General features: G+C 61.6%; 15 protein-coding genes and 1 tRNA gene. 10 read left to right on the top strand and 6 right to left on the bottom strand.

Annotated elements, in window-relative coordinates:
* The first annotated feature begins 1 nt into the window (after position 1).
* A complete protein-coding gene (rhaD, locus tag QZY67_RS00505) occupies positions 2 to 814 on the top strand; it encodes a rhamnulose-1-phosphate aldolase (protein WP_295368053.1) in 813 nt (270 codons plus the stop codon).
* Between the two features lie 77 nt (positions 815 to 891).
* Here rhaD and QZY67_RS00500 read toward each other — a convergent pair whose 3' ends face one another.
* Entirely contained in the window at positions 892 to 1221 is a 330-nt protein-coding gene (locus tag QZY67_RS00500; RefSeq protein WP_294537256.1) for an MGMT family protein, read from the bottom strand.
* Between the two features lie 425 nt (positions 1222 to 1646).
* Here QZY67_RS00500 and QZY67_RS00495 point away from each other — a divergent pair, with 425 nt between their 5' ends.
* Complete coding sequence (locus QZY67_RS00495) at positions 1647 to 6170, top strand: 5'-nucleotidase C-terminal domain-containing protein (RefSeq protein WP_295368052.1); 4524 nt, start codon at positions 1647 to 1649, stop codon at positions 6168 to 6170.
* Between the two features lie 351 nt (positions 6171 to 6521).
* On the opposite strand, the gene QZY67_RS00490 is transcribed toward QZY67_RS00495, so the two are convergent.
* Both QZY67_RS00490 and QZY67_RS00485 read right to left on the bottom strand, forming a co-directional pair.
* Positions 6522 to 6598, bottom strand: a tRNA-Arg gene (locus QZY67_RS00490).
* An 87-nt stretch (positions 6599 to 6685) separates the two neighbouring features.
* Positions 6686 to 7204 (bottom strand): DUF6512 family protein, encoded by a 519-nt coding sequence (locus QZY67_RS00485; RefSeq protein WP_295368051.1) that lies wholly within the window; start codon positions 7202 to 7204, stop codon positions 6686 to 6688.
* A gap of 169 nt (positions 7205 to 7373) precedes the next feature.
* On the opposite strand from QZY67_RS00485, the gene QZY67_RS00480 reads away from it, so the two are divergent.
* Together QZY67_RS00480 and QZY67_RS00475 are read left to right on the top strand one after the other, a co-directional pair.
* Positions 7374 to 8450: an MBL fold metallo-hydrolase gene (locus QZY67_RS00480; RefSeq protein WP_295368050.1), complete on the top strand. Its 1077-nt coding sequence runs from the start codon at positions 7374 to 7376 to the stop codon at positions 8448 to 8450.
* 30 nt (positions 8451 to 8480) lie between these two features.
* Positions 8481 to 9041 (top strand): rhomboid family intramembrane serine protease, encoded by a 561-nt coding sequence (locus tag QZY67_RS00475; RefSeq protein ID WP_295368049.1) that lies wholly within the window; start codon positions 8481 to 8483, stop codon positions 9039 to 9041.
* A gap of 47 nt (positions 9042 to 9088) precedes the next feature.
* Here the strand turns inward: QZY67_RS00475 and QZY67_RS00470 are convergent, their stop codons facing one another.
* From QZY67_RS00470 to QZY67_RS00460, 3 genes are all read right to left on the bottom strand, one after another.
* Complete coding sequence (locus QZY67_RS00470; RefSeq protein ID WP_295368048.1) at positions 9089 to 9880, bottom strand: ZIP family metal transporter; 792 nt, start codon at positions 9878 to 9880, stop codon at positions 9089 to 9091.
* A 191-nt stretch (positions 9881 to 10071) separates the two neighbouring features.
* Positions 10072 to 10995 carry a pseudouridine-5'-phosphate glycosidase gene (locus QZY67_RS00465; RefSeq protein WP_295368047.1) on the bottom strand — a complete coding sequence of 308 codons (924 nt, stop codon included), beginning with the start codon at positions 10993 to 10995 and terminating at the stop codon, positions 10072 to 10074.
* A gap of 67 nt (positions 10996 to 11062) precedes the next feature.
* Positions 11063 to 12142 (bottom strand): PfkB family carbohydrate kinase, encoded by a 1080-nt coding sequence (locus QZY67_RS00460; RefSeq protein WP_295368046.1) that lies wholly within the window; start codon positions 12140 to 12142, stop codon positions 11063 to 11065.
* A 145-nt stretch (positions 12143 to 12287) separates the two neighbouring features.
* Here QZY67_RS00460 and QZY67_RS00455 point away from each other — a divergent pair, with 145 nt between their 5' ends.
* The 6 genes from QZY67_RS00455 (at position 12288) to asnS (ending at position 16910) form a co-directional block, all read left to right on the top strand.
* Positions 12288 to 13040 carry a hypothetical protein gene (locus QZY67_RS00455; RefSeq protein WP_295368045.1) on the top strand — a complete coding sequence of 251 codons (753 nt, stop codon included), beginning with the start codon at positions 12288 to 12290 and terminating at the stop codon, positions 13038 to 13040.
* A 103-nt stretch (positions 13041 to 13143) separates the two neighbouring features.
* Positions 13144 to 13578 carry a LytTR family DNA-binding domain-containing protein gene (locus tag QZY67_RS00450; protein ID WP_295368044.1) on the top strand — a complete coding sequence of 145 codons (435 nt, stop codon included), beginning with the start codon at positions 13144 to 13146 and terminating at the stop codon, positions 13576 to 13578.
* Between the two features lie 15 nt (positions 13579 to 13593).
* A complete protein-coding gene (locus QZY67_RS00445; RefSeq protein ID WP_295368043.1) occupies positions 13594 to 14448 on the top strand; it encodes a DUF3021 domain-containing protein in 855 nt (284 codons plus the stop codon).
* Complete coding sequence (locus tag QZY67_RS00440) at positions 14445 to 14936, top strand: hypothetical protein (protein WP_295368042.1); 492 nt, start codon at positions 14445 to 14447, stop codon at positions 14934 to 14936. Before QZY67_RS00445 ends, QZY67_RS00440 begins: the two co-directional genes overlap by 4 nt.
* A gap of 33 nt (positions 14937 to 14969) precedes the next feature.
* The gene (locus tag QZY67_RS00435; RefSeq protein ID WP_295368041.1) at positions 14970 to 15359 is read left to right on the top strand and encodes a hypothetical protein; all 390 of its coding nucleotides are present in this window, start codon (positions 14970 to 14972) and stop codon (positions 15357 to 15359) included.
* 129 nt (positions 15360 to 15488) lie between these two features.
* The gene (asnS, locus tag QZY67_RS00430; protein WP_295368040.1) at positions 15489 to 16910 is read left to right on the top strand and encodes an asparagine--tRNA ligase; all 1422 of its coding nucleotides are present in this window, start codon (positions 15489 to 15491) and stop codon (positions 16908 to 16910) included.
* Positions 16911 to 17053 lie beyond the last annotated feature (143 nt).

Below are 17053 nucleotides of genomic sequence, written 5' to 3'. Positions count from 1 at the left end.
AATGAACGATATTTTGACCGCTCCCTTTGTGGAGGAGATGAAGCGCACCACCGCCAACATGTACCGCATGGGCTGGGACGAGCGCAACGGCGGCAACATCAGCTATCTGCTGCCCGAGGAAGAGGTGGCCGAGTACCTGGACCTGAGCAAGGTCATCCGCACCATCCCCACCGGCTTTGACGCCACGGCCCTCATCGGCAAGTACTTCATCGTCACCGGCACCGGGAAGTACTTTAAGAACGTGGAGGCCGACCCGGAGACCAACCTGGGCGTCATCCGCATCGCCCGGGACGGCACCACCGCCGAGCTGCTGTGGGGCTATAGGGACGGCGGCAAATTCACCTCCGAGCTGCCCGCCCACCTGATGAGCCACATGGCCCGCCTGAAGGTGGACCCGGAAAACCGGGTGGTCATGCACAGCCATCCCACCTACACCCTGGCCATGAACTATGTCCACGAGCTGGACGAGAGAAAGTTCACCCACACCCTGTGGGAGATGTGCACCGAGTGCATCGTGGTCTTCCCCGACGGCGTGGGCGTGCTGCCCTGGATGCTCTGCGGCACCAACTCCATCGGCGAGGCCACTGCCAAAAAGATGGAGGAGTTCCGTCTGGTGGTGTGGGGCATGCACGGCATCTACGGCGCCGGCAAGACCCTGGACGAGACCTTCGGCCTCATCGAGACCGTGGAGAAGGCCGCACAGATCTACATGCTCACCGCCCATCTGCCCCGGAAGAACACCATCATGGACAGCCAGCTGAAGGAGCTGGCCGAGTACTTCGGCGTCAATTACCGGAAGGATTTTCTGGACTGACCTTCTCCCCGGGTCTGTCCTTGAAAAAGCAGCAGGCCTCACCGTATCGGCGATATGGTGAGGCCCGCTGCTTTTTCTTATTCTTCCTGTCCCGGCGCTCCCGCGTCCCACTGGAACCGCTTTATGTCCACGCGGCCGTCGGGCCGGAAGGCCACCCGCTCGGCCTCCAGAAGGTCCCGCTGCTCCGGCCAGCCCGGTGCCAGGCGTCCGGCGTGGTTAACCACCCGGTGGCAGGGATAGCCGCCGTAGCAGGACGCACTGCTGAGCACCCTGCCCACCAGCCTGGCGTTTTTCGCTCTGCCGATGAGGCGGGCAATCTGGCCATAGGTGGCCACCCTGCCCGCCGGAATCTCCTCTACCACGGATAAAATCTCATAGATGAGACGCTCGTCCAAAACCTGGCCCATGATACCGCCCCCGGCTGTCTTTTTCTACAGCATAGCACACCGGCCGGGAAAGTTCCAGGCAGAAACTTCAGGGCGCACGAACCCATGTAGCGGAGCCCACACTGTGCGCTTCAAAGAGGCGGAGGACGCCGCCAAAAGCATTGTGATATTTTTACAGAAAATAAGTAAATTTAAGCCTCTATATTAATCAAAATGAATTATAAAATGGACATTTGTCCAAGACAAATGTCCATTTTATTAATATAATAAATTAAGTAATGTGTTAAATGGGAAAGGCGGTGAAAAAAGATAAAAATTTACAAAGAAGGAAGTGGGCAGGTGTAGAAAAACGCAAACTTGACAAACGTGGCGCAATGGCTTTGAATGCTTTTTCTGACAGAGGCAGTTTTGCAATTTCTGCACAGAAAAAAGAAAGGGTGAAAGCTGTGAAAAAGAAACGCAACCGTCTGTTGGCAACCGTCCTGGCGCTGGCAATGTGCGTCAGCTTCTTCCCCGCTGCATACGCAGCAGATGACGAGGTTCAGTCCGTAACCATCGGTGTTTACTCCACCACGGATATGCACGGCAAGGTGTACAGCGAAAACCCCGTGGGCGGAACAATCAACAACAGCTATTTAAAGGTAGCCACGGCCATGGCTCAGGAGCGGGCCGCCATGGACGGCACTATCCTGATTGACAATGGCGACGCCATTCAGGGCACCACCATCACCAGCTACAACGTAAATGTGGAGGGCGGCGCAAACAATCCGGTGGCGCTGTGCCTGCGCTACTGCGGGTACGATGTGTTTGTCCCCGGCAACCACGAGTTCAACTATACCATGCCGGTACAGAAGAACTTCTATGACATGCTGGCCGCCCCCGCTGATGGGGATGTGCCCGGCACACCGGTGACCGCCGTGTGCGCCAACCTGCTGGACAGCGAGACAGGCGAGGTCGCGGACCCGTATGTCCCCTATGTAATCAAGGAGTTCAAGGCGGGGGAAAAGACCTTCAAAATTGCCGTGCTTGGCTTTGAGAACATGAACGTGCCCAACTGGGATGTGGCATCCCACTATGAGGGCATGCAGTTCTGGAGCGACGGCAACACGGACCGCTCCTACGCCTGGGAGTGGGAGAACAAGTGGAAGGCGGAGCTGGAAAAAGAGAAATGTGACATTGTCATTGTGGCTGCCCACAGCGGCGAGGGCTCTGCCGACAGCTTCAACGTGGAGAGCCAGCTGGCCTACTTTGTTGCCAACACCGATGGCATTGACATGGTCATCGCCGGTCATAACCACTCCGTGGGCACCAGCACCCTGCAGAATAAGAACGGCGAGAGCGTCCCCTGTGTCAACGGCGGCACCAGCCGTCTGACCAAGACCCCCATCACCCTCAACAGCGACGGGACCTTCTCCTTTGGCGAGAGCACCCTCATCAACCTGGGAGACAATGTCCTGACCAACGATGAGGAACTGAGCGCTCTGATTAAGCCCACCTACGATGAAGCCGTGGATTTTGTCAATGAGCCCATCGGCACGCTGTCCGGCGAGTGGGATACCGTAAGCGGCAAGACGCTTTACTCTGTCCAGGGCGATATAACCGACCTCATCCACAAGGCCCAAATTTGGGCTGTGGAGCAGGGTCTTGCCCGGAGTGCCGACGCGGAGAAGTATGAGGGAGAGACCATTATCTCCATCACCAGCCCTGTGGCCAGCAATGGCTTTACCATGGCGGGACTGTTTGGTGAGGGGGCGGATACTGCCACCATCAGTCTGAAGGACTGCTATTCCCTGTACCGCTACGACAACAACCTGCTCTACGCCATCGAGATGACGGGCAAACAGCTCAGGGACTGGCTGGACTACTGCAGCAATATCTATAGAGTCAGCGGCGACACCATCTCCGGCGGCGGATACGGCACAGATATTGCCTACGGCATCAACTACGAGGTGTATCTGGGCGAGGAAGAGGGCAGCCGGGTAGTCAACATGACCTGGCCCGACGGCACGCCCGTCAAGGACGATGACAAGTTTATCGTGGGCCTGTCCAGCTACCGCCTGGCCGCCAATGCGGACGCGGACGAGTTCGGCTGGTACAAGACAACCGGCATTGATATGAGCCAGGCCATCTGGGACGGCACCGTGGATGCCGAGTTTGGCGCCGTGGGCGGCTCCATCCCTCTCATTGTGGGTGAATATATCAAGGCCATGTGCAAGGATGGCGGCACCATCACTCCCGGGACTCAGACCCACTGGACCATCCATCCGGGCGCCAACCCCGGCAGCCACCAGCCCGCCGAGATCATGGTCATGTCCACCACCGATATGCACGGCAAGGTGTGGGACACCGATGTGCTTACCGATGCCAGCGTGAACAACAGCCTCCTGAAGGTGGCCACCGCAGTGGACAGCATCCGGGCGGAGTATGAGAACACCATTCTCATCGACAACGGCGACCTCTTCCAGGGCACCACCATCTCCACCTACAACATTCTCTCCCAGAACGGGGAAAACAACCCCATGGTTCTGGCACTGCGGAACATCGGTTACGACGCCCTTGTCCTGGGCAACCACGAGTTTAACTACTCCTGGGAGGTCATGCAGTCCATGTATGGCCAACTGAAGGCCGAGGATGACGAGAACGGCAGCAGCGTGGACGTGCTTGGCGCCAACCTGTACTGGCGGGACGGCGACAACGCCGGGCAGAATGCCTTTACTCCCTACATCACCAAGACCTTCCAGGTGGATGGCCAGGAGTTCAAGGTGGGCATCATCGGCTTTGAGAACACCGACTGCGACCAGTTCGATGTGCCCGCCAACTTCGGCGTGGGCGAGGACGGCACCGGCGGCGTGACCCTGACACCTCCGGGCAACCCCACCCGTGACATGGCCCTTGAGGCGGAGAAGTATGTCACCCAGCTGCGCAAGCCCGAGGCCGAGGGCGGCGAGGGCTGCGATTTCGTCATCATCGCCTACCACTCCGGCATGGGCAGCGGCAACACCGAGGGCGACCTTGTCATCGGCACCAACACGGAGAGCCAGATTGCCCGCATGGTGGCCGGAAATACCGGCATCGATCTGGTCATCGCCGGCCACGACCACCAGTCCTACCGTACCAGGACCACCCCCGACAAGAACGGCAACCAGATTCCCGTCATCAACGGCGGCGGCGGCTCTCTGGCTCGTGCGGTGGTCTCCGTATCCTATGATGCCGGGAGCGGCACCTTCACCACCGCCGTGGAGGACCTGGGCAACCAGAGCCTGAGCAAGCTGGAGAACGACGCTGAGCTGAAGACGCTCATCCAGCCCGCGGCTACTGCGGCTGAGGGCTATGTAAATGCCCAGTACGGCACTGCCATTGGAACCTGGGACGGGAACAGCAGCTTCCGCCTGGGCCACAACGATACCATCGACCTGGTCAACCGGTCCCAGATCTGGACCGCCCGGCAGAACGGCGTGGCCATGGATGTGGCCGCCACCACGGACATCGTCTCCAACCGCTATTCCGTGTCCGCCGGCCCCATCTCCCTGAAGGACATCTACCGGATCTACCGTTACGACAACTACCTCTACGCCATTGAGATGACCGGAGCCCAGCTGAAGGCGTGGCTGGAGGGCGTGGCCGCCTTCTACTCCGCCCAGGTGGACGGCGATGAGATTACCTACAGTGTACAGAGCAACTTCGTCACCGCCCTGTTCTACGGCCTGGACTTCCAGTACGACCTGGCAAAGCCCGAGGGCGATCGGGTAGTGAACCTGAAGCTCTCTTCCACCGGTGAGCCCATTACCGACACTCAGACCCTGATTGTGGGCGTCAACAACTACGTCATCGGCCAGGATCCCTTCGTCAAGGCCATGGGTAAGGATGCCTCCAGCACGGAGGAGAAGGCCGAGATTATCGCCAACGCAGTCTGGTCCTCTCAGGCGGCGCTGGGCGACGAGCAGGGCCTTGTCACTCAGATGGTGGCCAACTTTGTAAAGAGCCAAACCGAGAGTGAGGCCGGCGGTGTGATGCCCGCTCCCTCCGGCTGGAGCCTGGGGTACAACGTGGAGGTGGAGGAGGAAGAGCCTGATTACAGACCTCCCGCTGTCTACGGCGGCTCCAAGCTCTCCGTGGGTGCCGACCAGGTAACCGTAACGTTGAAAAAGGACCTGACCAGTGACCAGGAAGCCCAGCTGGTCAGAGAAAACGCCTCCAAGCCCATTGTCATTACCGGCGACGGTCTCTCCATTACCATCCCCGCCGGGACCCTCTCCTCCGGGGCGGATATTAACGCCATGATTGTGGATCCGGATGCCTCCGGCAGCGTGATCCAGGTCACACTGAAGAACGGTACCACCGAGATTCTGCCCTTCGCAGTGGTGAAAAATGGAGAGGTAAGCTATGTGGCTGACGTGGAGGGCACCTACCGCCTGTTCAGCAACAGCAAGACCTTTGCCGACGTGGGCAGCGGCTATTGGGCCTCCGACGCCATTGATTTTGTCACCTCCCACGAGTTCTTCAACGGTACCGGAAACGGCGTATTCTCCCCTGACGCGTTGATGACAAGATCCATGCTGGTCACTGTTCTCTACCGCATCGACGGTGAGAAGACGGCCGCCTCCTCCGGCTTTGCCGACGTGCCCGCCGGCACCTGGTACACCGACGCGGTGAACTGGGCGGCCGCGGCCGGCATTGTCACCGGTACCGGCACCGGCTTTGACCCCGATGGCACCATCACCCGTGAGCAGCTGTGCACCATTCTGATCCGCTACATGGAAACTGCGGGTCTGGAGCTGGATCAGGTTGCGGATACCAGCGGCCTCACCGACCTGAACACAGTCAGCAGCTGGGCGGGCGACAGCGTGGAGCTGTGCGTCAAGTACGGCCTCATCTTCGGCAAGCCCGGCGGCCTGTGCGATCCTCAGGGCACCGCTACCCGGGCTGAAATCGCAGCTGTCCTGGCTCGGTTCGTCCAGGCGGCGGTATAAGCCGCAGACTCTATTCCGGGCAGAGTACATCCGAAGATAGGAATTAAAAAGGCGGCAGGCACAAAAGTGCCTGCCGCCACAGCGTGTCGAGAAACCCGGTCTACACATATGCGGAGACCGGATTTCTCGGCAGACTGAGACACGCCTTTCAGCGTGTCTTTCTTTTTGGAAGGGACGGTTAAAATCGATATTCCTTAATGGGGAAAAATGCCGCCCGCAGGGCGGCCCACCAACTGCGAGCCCAGCGTAGCGGGTCGCAGTTGGAAAGGAGGAGCAAGGGAGCGGGCGGATGACGTCTTTTTTGCCTCTGGCATAAAAAGACGTCGGAGCAAAGCGGACTTTGCTCCGACGTGGTACGCCCGAAGGGACTCGAACCCCCAGCCTTCAGAACCGGAATCTGACGCTCTATCCAATTGCGCTACGGGCGCGCATGAGCACCTCACCTAAGGCGCTCAATTATTATAGCAAGGATTTTCCGATTTGTAAAGGGGGTTCTTCTGTTTTTTTCGCTCTGCTCAATAGGGGATGACCTGCCAGGTATTGACGCCGGACAGGTCCGCAAAGAGGACATGGTCCGGGGGAAGGAAGGTGAAGAGCACCATGGCCCCGCCCAGGGCTGCGGTTAGCAGCAGAAGCAGGTCGGTCCGCTGCCGGACGGCGGGGCGGTCAAAGGCCGCCGGAAGCAGAAAGCCCGCCCCCATCAGCAGGACATACAGGCCGATGTCAAAGGCCAGGGACCCACCGCCCGCCGCCACATGGTAGAGATATCCCGCCGCCAGCATGGCGGCACAGACGGCCAGCAGAGCCAGGAGCCAGGGCCCCAGGCAGTCCCGCCCGTTCCGGCGGCAGAGGACCAGTGCCCCCGCCAGGAAGGGCCAGTAGATGATTTTCAGGTGCTCCCATATGCTCTCGTTGACCGGCGCAATGAGGGCGACGGCAGGGTTGGGAACAAAATCGTAAAAGAAGTGGAGACAGGCCCCCGCCAGGGTGGCGGCGACAAATACGGTCAGGAGCTTTGCGGACAGTCTCTGCATGGCTGATACCCCCTTTTCCCTTTCAAGGATATGTACCGCTGTCCCCTTTTATCTCTCTTTCCCTGAAAACTGCCGTCCTCTTCTTTTCAAGCCGCTCTTTTCTTTTTTGCCGCTTTGGTTTATACTGGTGTCTGCACATTATGTATACCAACGCGGAAAAGGAGTTCCCATGAAACGACGTATCGCCCCCCTGCTCGCTCTGCTCTGCCTGCTCGTCTCCCTGACGGGCTGCGACCTGCTCGCCCCGCCGTCGGGCGGCGCTTCCTCCGTACCGGACGGCTCTACCCTGGCTGTACACTTCATCGATGTGGGACAGGCCGACTCCGCTCTGCTGGTGTGCGGAGAGGATACCATGCTCATCGACGGCGGCAACGTGGCCGACAGCAGCCTGGTGGTGTCCTATCTGGACCAGCAGGGCATCGACCAGCTGGACTATGTGGTCTGCACCCACGCCCACGAGGACCATGTGGGCGGCCTGTCCGGCCCGCTGAACACCTGCACAGCCAGCCACGTCCTCTCCCCTGTCACCGAGTATGACTCCAAGGCCTTTGGGGATTTTGTCAAGTACACCGAGGCCCAGGGGCTGGAGCCGGAAATCCCCGCCCCCGGCGATACCTTCGCCCTGGGTGAGGCCCAGGTGACCGTTCTGGGCCCTGTAGCCGAGTACAGTGAGACCAACAACACCTCCATTGTGCTGCGGGTGGACTTCGGCACCACCTCCTTCCTCTTCACCGGCGACATGGAGGCCAAGGCGGAGAAGGACCTGCTGGAGCAGGGCGCGGATCTGTCCGCCACGGTCCTCAAGGTGGGCCACCACGGCAGCGACACCTCCTCCAGCTACTCCTTCCTTCGGGAGGTCATGCCGGAGTATGCGGTCATCTCGGTGGGAGAGAATAACGACTACGGCCACCCCTCTGACGACGTGCTCAGCCGCCTGCGGGACGCGGGCGCCACCGTGTACCGCACCGATCAGCAGGGCACGGTGGTGGCGGTGAGCGACGGCACAGCCGTCACCTTCACCACGGAAAAGGACGCCGCCCCCACCCCCGGCCGGGACAGCCAGGCCTCCCCCCAGCCCAGCCAGAGCGAGAGCGCCCAGGAGGCCTGCATCGGCAACCTGAACTCCAAGGTATTCCACCGGGAAGACTGCCCCAACCTGCCCGCCGAGCAGAACCGGGTCCTGTTCTCCAGCCGGGAGGAGGCCGTGGAGGAGGGGTATTCCCCCTGCGGCAACTGCAAGCCCTGACGCTCCCATTTTACTTCTGAGGTGATACAGGTGAAACGAATTCAGTACAATTCCCCGGTTATCCTCACGTTCTTCTTTCTCTCCCTGGCGGCTCTGCTGCTGGACCAGCTCACCGGCGGGTGGACCACCCTCCATCTCTTCTCGGTCTACCGCGCTCCCGTCTCTCCCCTCTTCTTTGTCCGCCTGCTGGGCCATGTGCTGGGCCACGCCGGGTGGGACCACTTTCTGGGCAATATGCTTCTGCTGCTGGTGGTGGGCCCGCCGCTGGAGGAGAAGTACGGCAGCGGCACCCTTCTGGCGGGCATTGCGCTCACCGCCGTCGTGTCCGGCCTGCTTCAGTGCATCTTCTTCCCCGGGGTGGCCCTGCTGGGGGCCAGCGGCATTGTGTTCATGCTCATCATGCTCTCCTCTTTGGCGGGTATGAAGGCCGGCTCCATCCCTGTCACCCTGATTCTGGTGGCACTGCTCTATCTGGGCCAGGAGGTATACTCCATCCTCTTTGTCCAGGACAATGTGGCCAACTTCATGCATCTGGTGGGCGGTGCCTGCGGCACGGCCTTCGGCTTCCTGGCGGCCAGAAAAAAGCTGTAATCACAAAAACAGTGGCGGAAACGTCTGTTTCCGCCGCTGTTTTGCTTTTATCCCAGGGCCACGTCCAGAATCATCATGATAAGGAAGCCGCCCATAACCCCCAGGGTGCCCACGTTAGAGTGCTCCCCCAGATGGGCCTCGGGAATCAGCTCCTCCACCACCACGTAGATCATGGCGCCCGCCGCAAAAGAGAGCAGCCAGGGCATCAACGGGGCAATCTGCCCCGCCAGCAGCACGGTGAGAATCCCGAAGACCGGCTCCACAAAGCCGGACAGGCTGCCGCACAGGAAGGATTTCACCGGACTCATGCCCTCCTGACGCAGAGGAAGGGAGATGGCCGCCCCCTCGGGGAAGTTCTGGATGCCGATGCCGATGGCCAGCGCCATGGCGGCGGCGTAGAGGGCCGGGTCGTTGCCGTGCTGGGCCGCCAGGGCAAAGGACAGGCCCACCGCCATGCCCTCGGGGATGTTATGTAGGGTCACCGCGAAGACCAGCAGGGTGGTGCGCTTCAGAGGCGCCTTCACGCCCTCCGGCTCACGGGCGCCGGGATGCAGGTGGGGCAGCAGACCGTCCATGGCGATCATCAGGGCCACGCCCAGGACAAAGCCTCCCGCTGCCGGAATCCAGCCAATCATACCGGCCGCCTCGGCCTCCTCAATGGCGGGAATCAGCAGGGACCAGACCGAGGCGGCAATCATCACCCCCGCCGCAAAGCCCAGGAAGATCCGCTGGGCCAGGGCGGTCACCTGTTTTCGGAAAAAGAATACCATGGCCGCGCCGAGGCTGGTCATCAGGAAGGTGAAGCCGGTGCCTCCCGCGGCCCAGAGCAGGGCTGTCATAGAAGCTCCTCCTTTCAGGAGTTTTATTTCTCTAATAATTAGTTTGAACTAACCAAATGATAACATGTTCCACTGACGCTGTCAATCCATACTTTTTCTCTGGGAAATATTTTATTCCTCCAGACGCAGAAGAGAGCCCCGGGAATTCCCAGAGCTCTCTTCTGCGTCTTTGTTCTGTGCTTTGCCAAGCCTTACTTCAGGGCACTGAGGGCAGCGGCGGTCTTGGCGGCCAGCTTTGCGTTGTTGTACACCAGCTGGATGTTGGAGTCCAGAGAGCTGCCGCCGGTCAGCTCCTTAATCTTGGCCAGCAGGAAGGGAGTGGTGGCCTTGCCGTGGATGCCCTGGGCCTTGGCCTCCTCCACCGCGTCGTTGATGGCCTTGTTGATGACGTCGGCGTCCATGGAGTACTCCTCGGGGATGGGGTTGGTCACCAGCATGCCGCCCTTGTAGCCCAGCTCGCCCTGGACATGGAAGGCAGCGGCCAGCTCCTCGGGGGTGTCAATCTCGTAGTCCACACCGAAGCCGCTCTTGCGGGTGTAGAAGGCGGGCAGCTCCTTGGTGCCGAAGCCGATGACGGGCACGCCGTGGGTCTCCAGGTACTCCAGAGTCAGGCCCAGGTCCAGGATGGACTTGGCGCCGGCGCACACCACCATCACGGGGGTCTGGGCCAGCTCCTCCAGGTCGGCGGAGATGTCCATGGTGGTCTCGGCGCCGCGGTGGACGCCGCCGATGCCGCCGGTGGCGAAGACCTTGATGCCCGCCATGTGGGCGATGATCATGGTGGTGGTGACGGTGGTGGCGCCGTCCTCACCCCGGGCCACCAGCACGGGCAGGTCGCGGCGGCTGGCCTTGGTGACGTTCAGGCCCTTCTTGCCCAGGTACTCGATCTCCTCCTTGGTGCAGCCGGCCTTCAGGCGGCCGCCGATGACGGCGATGGTGGCGGGCACGGCACCGTTCTCACGGATGATCTGCTCTACGTTGAGAGCGGTCTCCACGTTCTGGGGATAGGGCATGCCATGGGAGATGATGGTGGACTCCAGGGCCACCACGGGCTTACCGGCGGCAATGGCCTCGGCCACTTCAGGGGCGACGTCCAGATACTTGTTCAGGCTCATTTCTAATTACCTCCAGAATAATATTTTATGTATATTACATTTTGTAGTGAATTTTTCTGTTTCAGGCTTATGCGCCCATGCGCTCTTTCAGCAGGCGTGCGCTCATATTGGGGTTGATGGTCTCGGCGCTCTCCATGGCGATGGCCCCCGCCGCCATGGCGGCACGGGCGGTGCCCTCCAGGCCGGTACCCTCCAGATAGGCCCAGGCGATGGCCGCCATGCCCGCGTCCCCGCAGCCGGTGGTGTTGACCATCTCCCCCGGGCAGCAGGGCACATGCAGTCGGCCATTGTGGTCGGCGGCCAGCACGCCGTCCCCGCCCAGGCTGATGAACACCCGGCGCAGGCCGGTGGAGAGCAGGGCGTCCGCCGCCTCATTGAGGCTCTTCTCGTCGGTGATGGCCACGCCGGAGAGCAGCTCGGCCTCCAGCCGGTTGGGCTTGAGGGTGTGGAGCCTGCCCAGCACCGACCGGAGCTTCTCCGCCTTGGCGGTGGATACCGGGTCGGCAAAGATGGGCAGCCGCACGTTCTCCGCCAGCCAGGCAATGGACTCGGCGGGAATGTTGGTGTCCACCACGATGAGCTGAGCGTTCTGGAGCAGACGGGACCGGCTGGACAGGAACGCAGGGGTCACATGCTGGTAAATCTCCATGTCGCTCACCGCCAGGGCCATGTCCCCCCGCTCGTCGGTGATGAAGAGGTAGGTGGAGGTAGCGCCGCCGGGCACGGTCAGGCACTGGCTCACGTCAATCCCCAGCTCGCCGCAGCTGGCCGCGATGCGCTGGGCGTTTATGTCGTCACCAAAGGCGGTGAGAAGCCGCACATCCATACCCAGCAGGCTCATGTTGTGGGCGATGTTCCGTCCCACGCCGCCCAGGCTCATGCGCACCGCACCGGGATTGGAGTCGGCAGGCACCAGCTTGTGGGACGGACGGCCGCCGATGTCCATATTCACGCCGCCCACCACCACCGCGTAGGGTGCGGTGCGGACGATGTACCCCCGGCCGGCAATGTGCCCCTGCTTCATCAGGTTGGAGATGTGCACCGCCGCCGAGGAGCGGGTGATGCCCGCCTTCTCCGCCAGCTCCTGCTGGGAGATGAGGGGGTTCTCCTCAATCCACTTGAGAATCTGTCGTTCCCGCTGGGTCATGGCCTCGCCTCCTAAGCAAAAGTTTGTTTTGTAATCATTTGCTTATTATACATCTTTTCTCTCCCCTGTCAAGGGACAAACGGAACTTTTTATCATAAAAAACGTCTGAAAAACAGAACCAAACCTGGAAGGAGGAGGAAGTACAATGAAAATTCGGCTCCTGGCGCTGGCCCTGACCGGGCTGCTGGTTCTGACCGCCTGCGCGCGAAAGCAGTTCACCTTGACCGTGCGCATTGTGGACGGGGCGGAGACAGGCGCCCTGATGGTGGCCGACCTGGATGGGGGCAGCGGCATCTACCGCCTGGGTGCGGATGATGGCCCCGTCACCATAGACGGACACCCGGCCACGCCGGACGACCTGGCAGACGGCATGAAAATCACCATTACCTTTGACGGGACAGTACAGTACAGTTGCCCCGCCGGCTTCTATGAGGTCTACGCCCTGGATGGGGACGGAAGCAGCGTGGACGACCGCTGCTGCGGCCTCTACCTCCAGGTGCTCAACGACCTGTGGGCGGCAGAGCCCAGCCTGAACGAGGGCGCCAAGCAGCTGGCTGTGGACCTGTCCGGCCTGACCGACCTGACCCCGGGCGAGAAAGCGGGCCTGGCCTGGCGCTTTGGCGAGGACTGCCGTCTGTCGCCCGCTATGGAGGTACCTCTGGAGGTGCTCTGGCAGGAGGGCTATCTCACCCCCATGACAGAGGGCGGTGAGGAGGACCCCAACCTCTGCGCCTGGGAGGACGGCTGTCTGTTCTCCATCACAGGGGACGCGGAGACCGGCTTTGAGGCCCGGAAGTGGCGCTCCGGCACGGACAGCTATGCCTTTTCCGACTGTACCGCCCAGATGGCGGAGGACGGCTCCTGGACCTACACAGTGGGGGAAGCGGGCGCTCCCTGAGCCATCTGCAACCGAATATTCCGGCAGAGAGACCGTCTGTCCCGATGGCATGGACAGACGGTCTCTTTTTGGTTATAGTTAAGGTGAAAAGGGGGTGGGTTCCATGAAGGTTATCATAAAGATTGACCCGGGCTGCGGCGCGCCCTCGGCGACCATCACGGCCCCCGCCCTCACCGACGAGATAAAGGCCCTGGCCGCCCGGCTGGAGAGCGGGGACCGGCTCATCGGCTGGCGGGAGGGCGCCGCCTTCCCCATCCCGGCGGAAGAGCTGCTCCGGTGTTACGGGGAGGACAAGGGGGTCAGGGCCCAGACCGCCGACGGGGTGTTCGACCTGAAGGAGCGGCTCTACGAGCTGGAGGCCCGGCTGGACCGGCACACCTTTGTGCGCATCTCCCAGTCGGAGATCGTCAACCTGCGCAAGGTCACCGCCCTGGACCTGACCCTGACAGGCACCATCAAGATGACCCTGGCGGGGGGTACGGTGTGCTATGTGTCCCGCCGGTACGTGAAAAAGATCAAGGAAGCCCTTGGGCTGTGAGAGGAGGGAATCGCTATGACGGACAGACAGAAGCAGTGGCTTATCCGCATTCTCCTGGGCGGACTCATCGGCATCGCCGCCCTCATCCCCCTGGGCGGGGTGTTCAACGGTCTGGTGAGCGGCGGGCTCATCGCCATGGGGCCCAATCCCATCTTCCGGCTGGTGAGCTATGACCTGGAGTACCTGACCGGCTCCGCCCCCCTGGCCTTTGCCATTCAGCTGGGGCTCTACTTCCTCATGGGGGCGGTGGTGGGGCTGTCCACCCTGCCCTTCGCGGACGACGGCCCCACCCTGGTGCTCCGCTCCCTGGCCCACTTCGCCGCCACCGCCGGTACGCTCACGGTGCTGGTGGTCCTGTGCGGGTGGAACTGGGGGGAGTTCTGGCCTGTGGCGCTCTATCTTGGGCTGCTGGCGGCGGTCTATCTGCTCATCTGGCTGGGCCGCTGGGTGGGCTGGTATGTGGAGGTGGCCGCCATCCGGCAGAGGCTGGGCCTCTCCCCGGGACCGTCCCCCCTGAAGTGGCGGGAGACCCTGCCCTACCTCCCCTTCGCGGCCCTCATGTGCCTGGTTCTGCCCATGGTGCTGCGGCTGTGCGAATCCCCCATCCCCATTTTCTCCGCCATCTACGCCATGCTCATCCTGCCGGCGGGGGGCTTCTTCTCCGGGCTGTTCCTGGGCCGGCGGCAGGGTTTCTGCCCCCTGTACCCCGTAGTCTGCGCCCTGCTGACCCTCTGCTTCGTTCTGCTGGCCAGGCTGGTCTCCAACGTGGCCGACGGAGCGATGATCCCCATCGTCCTGTGCTCCGTGCTGCTGGGCAACACCGTGGGCGCCCTGTTCCGTACCGTCAAAGAGAGGAGGATGAAAAAATGAAACGGGAACACAGGCTCTACAACGTGATTTTCCCCATCTGGATGCTGGTGCTCTTCCCCCAGGTGTGGCTTATTGTCATCCCGGGCAACCTGCTGGTCGACTGTCTGCTGCTCCTGCTCACCCTGCTGGCCCTGAAGCACCGGGACAAGGGCGGGGTGGTAAAGCAGCTGTGGTGGAAGTTCTGGCTGCTGGGCTTTGCCGCCGACGCTATCGGCGTGGCGTGGATGCTGCTGGGTTGGCTTCTTGCCGTCCCCTTTGGCAGCTGGTGGGAGTCCTCGGTGGGCCACATCATGCACAACGCCTTCGCCCATCCCGCCGCCTTTCTGTGGACCCTGGCCGGGGTGGCCATTGCCGGGGTGTGCATCTACTTCTTTGATAAAAAAGCCATGGGCAGGTGCGACCTGCTCACGGCCAGAGAAAAGCACATCATCGCCCTGGCTATGGCCCTGGTCACCGCCCCCTGGCTCTTTTTCATCCCAATGTACTGATATACTGAACGGCTTTAGAAATGAGGTGTTGTTATGGTACGCATCAACGGAAAAGGAAATGCTGTCCTGCTCTCCCTCACCCTGATTACCTTCGCCGCCTACGCCGCGGTTCTGGTCACGGCCTTTTGGGACCTCCCGCTGGATATCCCCCCATGGCACCAGCTTCTGCTGCTGTACGCCCACTTCATCCCCATGTTCCTCCTGGAGCTGCTCCTGTGCCGGACGGCCAAACTAAAATGGCGCATCCTCCTGCCCGCCGTGCTGCTGGCCGTCCCCGGGCTGTGGTTTGTGGCCTCCGCCGAGTGGTACGCCATGGCGTGGGTCCTGGCGGGCTGGTGGTGCGCGGCGCCGGTGCTGGGATGCCTGACCGCCTGGGCGGTGTGGGCGCTCTCCCGGCGGCTGAAACGTCCGGAGCGCATATGAGCGCAGTCCGTCCCGGGCTTGAACGTCCGGGGCGGCTTTTTTCTCCGTCAATCTGCCCGGAGTGGTTGCAAATCAGGTGAAAAAAGGATATACTGAGAGGCAACTGCAAAGAATCGAGGAGGATTCGCTTTGGAACGCACGACCATTTCTCAGATTTTCGCCGACCAGGAGCAGTTCGGCGGGCAGACGGTCACCGTCTGCGGCTGGGCCCGCACCATCCGGGACATGAAGTCCTTCGGCTTCATTGAGCTCAACGACGGCTCCTGCTTCAAGAACCTTCAGATCGTCATGGACGCCGGCGTGCTGGACAATTACAAGGAGATCGCCGGGCAGAACGTGGGCGCCGCCCTTATCGTCACCGGTAAGGTGGTCCTCACCCCCGGGGCCAAGCAGCCTCTGGAGGTCAAGGCCGACGCCATCGCCGTGGAGGGCCCCTCCACCCCTGACTACCCCCTCCAGAAGAAGCGCCACAGCGTGGAGTACCTGCGCACCATCCAGAGCGTGGAGTACCTGCGCACCATCCAGCACCTGCGGCCCCGCACCAACCTGTTCTCCGCCGCCTTCCGGGTGCGGAGCGTGGCGGCCCACGCCATCCACACCTTCTTCCAGGACCGGGGCTTTGTGTATGTCCACACCCCCATCATCACCGCCAGCGACTGCGAGGGCGCGGGCGAGATGTTCCGCGTCACCACCCTGGACATGGAGAACCCGCCCAGGAAGGACGACGGCACCGTGGATTACAGCCAGGACTTCTTCGGCAAGAGCGCCAACCTGACCGTGTCCGGCCAGCTCAACGCCGAGAACTTCGCCATGGCCTTCGGCAACGTGTACACCTTCGGCCCCACCTTCCGGGCCGAGAAGTCCAACACCACCCGCCACGCCGCCGAGTTCTGGATGATCGAGCCCGAGATGGCCTTCTGCGACCTGGCCGGCGACATGGACGTGGCCGAGGCCATGATCAAGCACATTATCAACACCGTAATGGAGAAATGCCCCGATGAGCTGAACTTCTTCAACTCCTTTGTGGACAAGGGGCTGAAGGAGCGGCTGGAGCACGTGGCCTCCTCCGACTTCGGCCGGGTGACCTACACCGAGGCGGTGGAGCTGCTCAAGCAGAACAACGACAAGTTTGACTACAAGGTGGAGTGGGGCTGCGACCTCCAGACCGAGCACGAGCGCTACCTCACCGAGCAGATCTTCAAGAAGCCCGTCTTTGTCACCGACTATCCCCGTGAGATCAAGGCCTTCTACATGCGCCTCAACGACGACGGAAAGACCGTGGCCGCCGCCGACTGCCTGGTGCCCGGCATCGGCGAGATCATCGGCGGCTCCCAGCGTGAGGAGCGGCTGGACGTGCTGGAGAACCGCATCAAGGAGCTGGGTATGAACCCCGAGGACTACTGGTGGTACCTGGACCTGCGTCGGTACGGCGGCTGCAAGCACGCCGGCTTCGGCCTGGGCTTCGAGCGAATGGTCATGTACCTCACCGGCATCGGCAACATCCGCGACGTCCTGCCCCATCCCAGAACTGTTGGCAACGCGGATTTCTAATCAAACGCATAAAAATGGCGCTCTCCCCATGGGAGAGCGCCATTTTTCAGCGTGTCGAAAAACCTCGGTTGAACAGAATCCGCCTGTGTCGGGGCGGGGGAGCGCGAGGGGGCAGCCGCCCGCCTCGCGTGGAATCGAATGCC

The sequence above is a fragment of the uncultured Pseudoflavonifractor sp. genome, from assembly GCA_904419835.1.
Taxonomy (GTDB): domain Bacteria; phylum Bacillota; class Clostridia; order Oscillospirales; family Oscillospiraceae; genus Pseudoflavonifractor.
This window is presented reverse-complemented; position numbering and strand designations above follow the sequence as displayed.